This is a genomic window from Marinobacter sp., from assembly GCF_052094685.1.
Lineage (GTDB): Bacteria > Pseudomonadota > Gammaproteobacteria > Pseudomonadales > Oleiphilaceae > Marinobacter.
In genome coordinates, this window is sequence record NZ_JBQDKB010000092.1 from 4,577 (window position 1) to 13,723 (window position 9,147).

A 9,147-nucleotide genomic window follows, 5' to 3' on the forward strand; every position below is an offset into this window, starting at 1 on the left:
GTGAAAAACCCGCTGTTCTTGTTCGATGAGATCGACAAGCTGGGCATGGATCACCGTGGTGACCCTGCGTCTGCATTGCTGGAAGTCTTGGATCCTGAGCAGAATCACACGTTTAACGATCATTATCTGGAAGTGGACTACGACCTTTCGGATGTGATGTTTGTGTGTACGTCTAACTCTATGGACATCCCGCCTGCGCTTCTGGATCGAATGGAAATTATCCGGATTCCGGGTTACACGGAAGACGAGAAGGTAAATATTGCGCTCAAATACCTGCTGCCTAAGCAGATCAAGGCTAACGGCTTGCGCAAGGATGAGCTGACGCTGCCTGAAGAGACCCTGCGTGATCTGGTTCGTTATTACACCCGCGAGGCCGGTGTTCGTGGTTTGGAGCGGGAAATCGCCAAGATATGCAGAAAAGTTGTTCGCGAGCACGTGGAGGCTGGTGATAAGGCGACAGTAACCCTTAAGCCAGACATGCTTGAGCACTATTCAGGTGTGCGTAAGGTTAGTTTTGGACTGGCTGAAGAAACTAACCAAGTGGGGCAGGTTACTGGCTTAGCCTGGACTCAGGTAGGTGGTGAGTTGCTTACTATTGAGTGTGCGCTCACACCGGGTAAAGGCAGGGTTGTAAAAACCGGTTCCCTCGGGGATGTGATGCAAGAGTCGATTCAGACCGCGCTTACAGTAGTAAGAAGTCGTGCGCCAGGACTGGGTATTGCCGACGATTTTCACGAAAAACACGATTTACACGTGCACGTACCCGAAGGCGCGACCCCAAAAGATGGCCCCAGTGCCGGTATTGGCATGTGCACAGCACTCGTTTCTGCACTAACCAAAATTCCGGTGCGCGCCGACGTTGCGATGACCGGTGAAATCACGCTTCGTGGTCGTGTGCTGGCCATTGGTGGCCTCAAAGAGAAGCTTCTTGCGGCCCATAGAGGTGGTATAAAGACCATTGTCATTCCAGATGAAAACACCAGAGATCTCAAGGAGATACCTGATAATATCAAGGAGTCACTAGAGATTATTCCGGTGAAATGGATTGATGAGGTTTTGGATATTGCCTTGGCTTATGCACCCGAGCCACACACGGCTGGTTCATCGTCTGAAACGGGGTCTGGTAAGTCCCATGACGAAGAAAATGACAGTGCAGAACGCATAAATACACATTAAAGCTTGGATGAGTTGTTGACATGCCGGAGAGCCCATTGGTATAACTGTTTCGCCGTGAAGCAGCCAATACCAAGGGCTCCCGCGCAGTAAGTGCCTATTCCAAACAGCGGTTGAATGCCGAAAAGGAATAAGAAAACCGAAGAATGGAATTCTCCGACCGCTTATGCGATAGTCGAGAACGTCCGAGAAAAAACAATCCGACCTATAACATCTTCAACCTGAAAGCGAAGGGGTTTAGTGTGAACAAGTCCGAACTAATCGATTCAATTGCAGAATCAGCAGATATATCCAAAGCGGCCGCTGGCCGTGCTCTGGACGCAATGACCAACTCTATCACCGGTGCCCTCAAAAAAGGCGATCAGGTTACTCTGATCGGTTTTGGTACTTTCTCAGTGAAAGATCGTGCTGCGCGCACGGGTCGTAACCCGCAGACGGGTGCCGAGATCAAAATTGCGGCCTCCAAAGTACCTGGCTTCAAAGCAGGTAAGGCCCTGAAAGACGCCGTTAAGTAACGGTTCTTTCTCTGGCGACTCTTGTCAAAGAGAGTCGCCAAGAAGAATTCAAGGCGCATTCCGACAGGGTGCGCCTTTTTACGTTAAGAGCACCGGCAGAGGGGTTCGGGAGAAACATGCTTCAAGATATTCGGGAAAATTCCCAAGGCACTATTGCCAAGATCATTATCGGTCTGTTGATTGTGTCCCTCTCCATCTGGGGAATGGATGCCATCGTAGGTGGCTTCTCCGGTGAGCCGGAGGTGGCGACAGTTAACGGTGAGGACATTACCGAGCGGGAATTCCTGCGAGTTGTCCAAATGGAAAGCCAGCGACGCCTGTCCGGGATGGAACGTCCTGATCCCGCCATGCTTAACGAAGACCAGATTCGCAAAGATGTACTGGATTCTTTGGTCCAAGAACAGGTCCTTATTCAAGACGCTAACGCTCAGGGGCTAGTGCTCGACGATGAGGATATTGATGCTCTGATCACCCAGATGCCGCAGTTTCAGGTTGATGGGCAATTCAACCGTGATCGCTTTGTATCTTCCGTGCGCAATTTGGGCATGGGGGTAGGCGAGTTTCGTGAAGCCATGCACAAACAATATGTGGTCAATCAAATCCGTGGCGGCGTAATGCAGAGTGGTCTTGTTGCAAACGAAAATGCCGCACAACTTTTGCGTATTCAGAATCAGACTCGGGACTTCCGCGTTGTGCAGATTCCCGCAAGCGCGGTATCTGATGAGCTTGAGGTTACCGACGCAGACATTGAAGCCTTCTATAAGGAAAACAGCGACGCTTTCAGGCAGGCAGAGCAAGTTGACGCAACCTACATAACCTTATCCCTGGGTGTCCTCGCAGAGAAGGTCGAGATCAGCCAAGAGGATCTTGAGGCCTATTACGAGCAGCGTGCCGGTGATCTGGCCCGCGAGGAGCGTCGTGCATCCCATATTCTGATTGAAGACGGTTCTGATTCCGACCAGGTCATGGCCGCCATTCAGAAGCGTTTGGATGCTGGGGAGAGTTTTGGCGATCTGGCGAAAGAATTGTCCGTTGATACTGTCTCTGCTAAAGAAGGCGGCGACCTTGGTTTTGCCGGCCGTGGCGTATACGACGAGGCCTTCGAGAAAGCCCTGTTTGCACTGGAAGAAGGTGAGATATCCGACCCGGTTAAAACCAGCTTTGGTGTGCACCTGATTAGCCTGGACGATGTTCGCCGCTCAGAAGTTCCTCCGTTGGCAGAGCTGGAGCAGCAGCTTCGTACGGAACTTGCCCGCAAGCATGCCCAAGAAGAGTACGCAGAAGTGCGTGCACAGTTGGCTGACTCAGCCTACGCCGCAGATGATCTGGCCGGTCCTGCCAAAGAGTTGGGCTTGGAGATCCGCGAAGCCACTGGTGTCACCAAAGATGGTGGTCAGGCGCCGTTTGATCACTCTGGTTTAGTTCGCCAGCTCTTTTCAGAGGATGTTCTTGAGGGTGGCTATAACACTGAGCTGATCGACGTTGGCGATAACGTCTCCGTTGTGGCCCGTGTTGGCGAATACCGTAAAGCTCAACAGCTTGCTCTTGAGGATGTACAGAACGATATTCGCAGTAGCCTGGAAACTCGCAAAACCCGGGAACTGCTTGGTGCGCGTGCTGACGCCATCATTGCAGACCTGGAGAAGGGCGAGGCGCTAGAAACACTGAATGCAGGTGACTGGGAACAGTTCGAAGGGCAGGCGCGAAATGCCCAAAGTGCAGACCAGCAGGTGATGCGAGCTGCCTTTTCCTTGGTTCGTCCTGCTGAAGGTGAGCCTAGCTATGGCACTGCCATGACGAAGAACGGCGTTGCAGTGATTGCGCTGGATGCTGTAAATGAAGGCAGTCCTGAGGAGGGTGGTGGTGACTTGGATCAGTTGCGTACATTCCTGGCATCTCTTGAAGGCCAGCGTGAGTATGCAGCGTATCAGCAGTTTTTGAGAAACAGCGCTGAGGTCTCCCGGCCATAAAGCACTATTGAAATAAAAAACCCGGGTGACGTATATGTTGCCCGGGTTTTTTATTGCCTGCAGTAAGAGGGTTTGCGTCAGTCGGAGGTTGACGGAAAGCGGGTAGGTTTCAGGCTGTCCTTGATCTTCTTGAGGTGCCCAAGAAAGTCGGCGCCGCGCTTTAGCGTAACGCCGGTGGCCAGAATATCGATAACCGTTAGGTGGATGATTCTGGACGACATGGGCATATAGACCTCAATGTCCTCTGGCGCCGTGACTTCCAGTGCTGTCGTGCACACGTCTGCAAGCGGCGAGTTAGGGGTTGTGATGCCAATAACAGTGGCGCCATTATCCCGGGCAATGCGGGCAATATCGACGGTTTCTTTGGTGCGCCCGGTGTAGGAAATCAGCACAATAACGTCTCCAACACTCGCGCCCGCAGCGACCATTCGCTGCATCAGGGTGTCGTCATAAGACATAACGGGGATGTTGAAGCGAAAAAACTTGTGCTGGGCGTCCAGCGCTACAGATGCGGAGCCTCCCATACCAAAAAAATTGATCTGTTTAGCTTGAATCAGATAGTCGATGGCTGTTGCCAGTGCCCGGGGATCCAGCGCCTGACGAGCTTTGTCGAGGTTAGACATTGTGCTCAGCATGATCTTGTCGGCAAACTCTGCAACTGTGTCATCAGGCTCAATGTTTTGGCCGATATAGGGTGTGCCAGTGGCAATGCTCTGTGCCAGACGGATTTTGAAGTCCGGGAAGCCGGTGGCGGAGAAGCCCCGGCAAAACCTGTTCACCGTAGGTTCGCTGACGTTCGAGGCCCGGGCCAAAGCCGCAATGCTGTATCGGGTGGCCGCGCTCGGATCGCGCAGGATAGCCTCCGCCACCTTGCGTTCGGACTTGTTTAGAGTGTCCAGCCGGGACTGGATATCCTCCAGCAGATTGTCGTCACGATGCGCCTGATTTGCGGCCATCAAAGCTACTCCCTGAATTCTGGGTGGAATCGTTGTTGAATACGGGGTGAGTATACCGGGATTTTGCTGCAGTTTGGGTAGTAAACGTATCAACGCTCCGGCATCGCCCTTGGATTAATCGAAGCCTGGTGTCATTATTTAAATATAATTACTACATTTTTGGCCTGAACCCTGAATGGAGGCCCTGCTTGGAGACTATCATGAGCCAACTGTCCGATTTTCACCGCGAGCGTATTCGGTCAGTTTTGAGTGCGTCGCAGCTGATGCCTGTTATTACCATAAGGCGTCCTGACGATGCGGTGCCGTTATGTCAGGCTCTCTTTGATGGCGGGATTCGGGTGATGGAAATAACCTTGCGCACGGAACATGGGTCCAAGGCGATTAAGGCCGTGCGTGAAGCCCTCCCGGAAGCCTGGGTGGGTGCGGGAACGGTTACCTGCCTTGCCCAGTATCGCCAAGCAGAGGCTGCAGGCGCCCAGTTTATCGTTACCCCTGGCATTACCGAAGCGCTTCTTGAGTTCTCGTTAACCTCTGAAGCGCCTCTTTTACCGGGTGTCTCAACCGCGTCTGAACTGATGCTGGGATACTGCTTGGGTTATCGCGAGTTTAAGTTTTTTCCAGCAGCGGTGGCTGGAGGAATTCCGGCGCTTAAGGCCCTTAATGGCCCGTTCCCGGACGCAACCTTTTGCCCGACCGGCGGTATTCGCCGGGGTACGGCCAAGGACTACCTGGCGTTGAATAACGTTCAAGCGGTAGGCGGCAGCTGGCTGACCCCTGAAGATATCATTGCAAAGAAAGACTGGGCCACGATTACAGGCATTGTGGCAGGCAGTCTATCGGAGCTCAGCTGATATTCGAGCCCACTCTGACAATCTTCATAGAATTGGTTCCCCCTTGGGCATTGATGTAGTCACCCTTGGTGATAACAACCAGATCCCCCTCGCTGACCACCTTCCGGTCTACCAGCTCAGAAACCGCCCTGGCATTGGTGTGTTCATGTGGCATTTTGGCAGAGTCAAACGGCACAGTTTGAACACCACGGTACATCACCACCCGGTGTTGTGTGGAATGGTGCCGGGAAAAGGCAAAAATTGGCAGGCTGGATTTAATGCGAGACATCAACCTCGGGGTCGCCCCTGTTTCTGTCATACAGATAATAGCCGACACGCCATCCAGGTGATTCGCTGCGTACATGGCGGAGAGGGCGATGGCCTCGTCAACCTGTTCCATGCTCTCGTGAATCCGGTGCTTTGATTGGTGCATCGATGGCTGCTTTTCAGCGCCAATACAGATGCGCACCATGGCTTCCACTGCTTCTACCGGGTAGTCACCTACCGCTGTTTCTGCAGATAGCATCACCGCGTCGGTGTAGTCCATAACAGCGTTTGCCACATCGGACACTTCTGCGCGGGTAGGCATGGGGCTGGTAATCATCGATTCCATCATTTGTGTGGCTGTAATCACCGCACGATTAAGCACCCGGGCCCGTGAAATAATGTGCTTTTGCACGCCTACCAGCTCTGCATCGCCGATCTCCACTGCAAGATCACCGCGGGCCACCATCACGGTATCTGAGGCCTCAATCACTGCATCGAGGGCGTCTACGTTGTGGGCCAGCTCTGCACGCTCAATTTTGGCCACCAACCCGGCGTCGGAGCCAGCTTCCTTAAGCAGTCTGCGCGCGGTGTGCATGTCGTCGGCGGTGCGAACAAAGGATACGGCAACGTAATCAGCCCCGAGGCGCGCAGCTGTCACAATATCGCGCTTGTCTTTTTCGGTCAGGGCATCGGCAGACAGGCCACCACCGCGCTTGTTCAGGCCTTTGTTGTTAGACAGTGGGCCACCAATAAGCACTGACGATGTAATGCTGTGGCTGTCAACGGACTGCACTTGCATTTCAATGCGGCCATCGTCTAGAACAAGAATGTCGCCGGGTTTTACATCATCAATCAACTGTTCGTAATCGATACCCACACGCTCCTGGGTGCCAGCTTCCTTGTCCATGGAAGCATCCAGAACAAAGGTTTGGCCTGCGCTCAAGGTGACCTTGTTGTTGGCAAAGCGAGCAATGCGCAATTTAGGGCCTTGCAGGTCTGCCAGCAGAGCAACAAAGCGCCCTTGCGCCGCTGCTGCTTCACGCACCCGGCGCGCGCGAGCAATATGTTCATCTGCGCTGCCGTGGGAAAAGTTGAGTCGGGCAACGTCCACGCCAGCCGCAATAATGGCGGCCAGGGATTCGGGGGTATCTGTAGCAGGGCCGAGGGTGGCGACAATCTTGGTACGCCTGAGCATGTTTTTGTCCTTTAGAGCGAAGAGGTAGTAAATGTATCAATAAATTGTGACTGAATAATGACGATAGTCGGATTATAGCAAAAAAAGGACGTAAAATTACGTCTATCAGCTTTGGAATATACTTAGTGAAACAGCGTCAGGTTGCCGCAGCGTTTTTTGAGCTATATGGTTACGGCAAGTCACTTTTATGTAAATGCTTGGATAGTATAAACCCGATGATGGATGCTCTTGCCCAACTGCCTTTTGATGAGCTGCTTCGACAGGTGCGCACCTGCACGATTTGCGCGGAGGCTTTGCCCTGCGGGCCACGACCGGTTGTGCAGTTGTCACAAACGTCGCGCATTTTGGTGGTAAGTCAGGCGCCTGGGAGGCGTGTGCATGAAACAGGGCTGCCGTTCAATGATCCCAGTGGCGACCGGCTACGGCAGTGGATGGGTATAACGAGAGAGGCGTTTTACGATGCTAGAAAACTCGCCATTCTTCCCATGGGGTTCTGTTATCCCGGCACGGGTAAGTCTGGTGATTTGCCACCCAGGCCCGAATGTGCACCGGCTTGGCGAAACGCCTTATTGGATCGGCTGTCCAATGTTGGGTTAACGCTGGTTATAGGCCAGTACGCCCACGCTTGGCACTTACCAGACGGTAAAAAGTCCCTGACTGAAAACGTCAAAAACTGGCGCCAATATTGGCCAAATCTCCTGCCGATGCCTCATCCCAGCCCCCGTAACAATCTTTGGTTACGCCGCAACCCTTGGTTTGAAGAGCAGGTGATTCCGGAACTTCAGGAGCGGATTTCCGGGCTTTTGGCCGAAGTGGACGAAAGGTAGGTTTTCAGTGTCTGGGTTTGGGCTTCGGAGGCGTAAAGTCCCTGTTTGGTGCGGCGCCAGAGTATATCCTCCGCTGTCCGTGCCCATTCCTGTGCAACCAGATAGTCGACTTCTTTCTGGTACAGATCGCCGGTAAAAAGCATGCCCAGTTTCTCAATGGAGCCAGCGTCGGCCAATATATCCCGGCACGCCGTGCCGTAAGTTCGCACATAACGTTGCCCCAGTTTTGGGGGGAGCCATGGAAATTCGCTGCTCAGCTCTGCCAGAAGCGATGCTTTGCTGTGGAAATTTCCGCCCGGCAGCACCGCGTTTTGCGTCCAAGGTGCACCAGCGGTGGGGAAAAACTCGCAGAGTTTGTTTGTAGCGACTTCTGCGAGCTTTCGATAGGTGGTTATTTTGCCGCCGAAGATAGACATCAGCGGTGCAACGCCTTGAGCGTTGTCTAATTCATAGGAATAGTCCCGTGAGGCCTCCTGCGCATTCTCTCCATCATCGATAAGCGGCCGCACACCGGAGTATGACCAAATAACGTCTTCAGGGGTCGTCTGGTGCCGAAAATAGGTGTTTACAATCCTCAAAAGGTAGTTGGTTTCCTCTGGTGAAATACGGGCAAGAGACGGGTCTCCTTCGTAGTCCACATCGGTTGTGCCTATCAGGGAAAAGTGTTCTTCATAGGGGATCACGAAGACAATGCGTTCATCTTCATTTTGTAAAATATAAGCATCGTCACTGTTGTTCAGGCGCGGAACAACCAGATGGCTGCCTTTCACCAAGCGAATTTGCTTTGGTGCAGGGGCAGCAATGGTTCCGGAGAAAAGCATACTGGCCCAGGGGCCTGCTGCATTAACCAGCGTTTTTGCTGAGATGCTGCTTTCGACGCCAGAAAAACTGTCCTGCAGCGTGATTGTCCAGCTTTTTTTCTTGCGAGCCGCATTGATGCAGCGGGTTCTTGGGTGAATGGTCGCGCCCATTTGTTCGGCTTTGCGCGCCATGAGTACAACGAGGCGAGCGTCGTCGACCCAGCCGTCTGAGTACTCAAAACCTTTGGTTATTTCGGGTTTTAGAGGGCTGTCGCTACCAAATCTAATGGATCGTGAGCCCGGCAGCAATTCCCGCTTTGCAAGGTGGTCGTAAAGGAAAAGACCTGTTCGAATCACCCAGCCCGGGCGCAGATGTGGCCGGTGGGGTAGGCGAAAGCGCATGGGCCACATGATGTGGGGTGAATTGCGCAAAAGGGCTTCGCGTTCTGCCAAAGCTTCGCGCACCAGCCGAAATTCATAGTGCTCCAGGTAGCGTAAGCCGCCATGAATCAGTTTGCTGCTGTTGGATGAGGTTGCTGAGGCCAGATCATTCATCTCGCAGAGCAAGACGCTCAGGCCTCGCCCTGCGGCGTCCATGGCTATTCCAGTGCCAT

The 9,147-nt window shown here is 53.2% G+C and carries 8 protein-coding genes; 5 read left to right on the forward strand and 3 right to left on the reverse strand.

Features of this window, described 5'->3' with window-relative positions:
- From ACTH3S_RS15155 to ACTH3S_RS15165, 3 genes are all read left to right on the forward strand, one after another.
- Positions 1–1,176, forward strand: a 1,176-nt coding sequence (locus ACTH3S_RS15155; protein WP_441809844.1) for a S16 family serine protease, incomplete at its 5' end; no start/stop codon positions are given.
- A 239-nt stretch (positions 1,177–1,415) separates the two neighbouring features.
- A complete protein-coding gene (locus tag ACTH3S_RS15160; RefSeq protein ID WP_441809845.1) occupies positions 1,416–1,688 on the forward strand; it encodes an HU family DNA-binding protein in 273 nt (90 codons plus the stop codon).
- 116 nt (positions 1,689–1,804) lie between these two features.
- The gene (locus ACTH3S_RS15165; protein WP_441809846.1) at positions 1,805–3,658 is read left to right on the forward strand and encodes a SurA N-terminal domain-containing protein; all 1,854 of its coding nucleotides are present in this window, start codon (positions 1,805–1,807) and stop codon (positions 3,656–3,658) included.
- A 77-nt stretch (positions 3,659–3,735) separates the two neighbouring features.
- On the opposite strand, the gene ACTH3S_RS15170 is transcribed toward ACTH3S_RS15165, so the two are convergent.
- Positions 3,736–4,614, reverse strand: a complete 879-nt coding sequence (locus ACTH3S_RS15170; protein WP_441809847.1) for a MurR/RpiR family transcriptional regulator — start codon at positions 4,612–4,614, stop codon at positions 3,736–3,738.
- Between the two features lie 200 nt (positions 4,615–4,814).
- Between ACTH3S_RS15170 and ACTH3S_RS15175 the strand changes: the two genes are divergently transcribed.
- Positions 4,815–5,465 carry a bifunctional 4-hydroxy-2-oxoglutarate aldolase/2-dehydro-3-deoxy-phosphogluconate aldolase gene (locus tag ACTH3S_RS15175; protein ID WP_441809848.1) on the forward strand — a complete coding sequence of 217 codons (651 nt, stop codon included), beginning with the start codon at positions 4,815–4,817 and terminating at the stop codon, positions 5,463–5,465.
- Here the strand turns inward: ACTH3S_RS15175 and pyk are convergent.
- Positions 5,458–6,906 carry a pyruvate kinase gene (gene pyk, locus ACTH3S_RS15180; protein ID WP_441809849.1) on the reverse strand — a complete coding sequence of 483 codons (1,449 nt, stop codon included), beginning with the start codon at positions 6,904–6,906 and terminating at the stop codon, positions 5,458–5,460. The genes ACTH3S_RS15175 and pyk overlap by 8 nt on opposite strands.
- Positions 6,907–7,031: 125 nt before the next feature.
- Between pyk and ACTH3S_RS15185 the strand changes: the two genes are divergently transcribed.
- Entirely contained in the window at positions 7,032–7,733 is a 702-nt protein-coding gene (locus ACTH3S_RS15185; protein WP_441809850.1) for a uracil-DNA glycosylase family protein, read from the forward strand.
- Here ACTH3S_RS15185 and glpD read toward each other — a convergent pair.
- Positions 7,688–9,147 (reverse strand): glycerol-3-phosphate dehydrogenase (gene glpD / locus ACTH3S_RS15190; protein ID WP_441809851.1); only part of this gene is annotated, 1,460 nt, incomplete at its 5' end. The two genes, ACTH3S_RS15185 and glpD, sit on opposite strands and share 46 nt — an antisense overlap.

Excerpts from the sequence above, each read along its gene's own strand:
- ACTH3S_RS15165 (WP_441809846.1), top strand. The coding sequence starts at position 1,805 with ATGCTTCAAGATATTCGGGAAAATTCCCAAGGCACTATTGCCAAGATC.
- ACTH3S_RS15175 (WP_441809848.1), top strand. The coding sequence starts at position 4,815 with ATGAGCCAACTGTCCGATTTTCACCGCGAGCGTATTCGGTCAGTTTTG.
- ACTH3S_RS15170 (WP_441809847.1), bottom strand. The coding sequence starts at position 4,614 with ATGGCCGCAAATCAGGCGCATCGTGACGACAATCTGCTGGAGGATATC.
- pyk (WP_441809849.1), bottom strand. The coding sequence starts at position 6,906 with ATGCTCAGGCGTACCAAGATTGTCGCCACCCTCGGCCCTGCTACAGAT.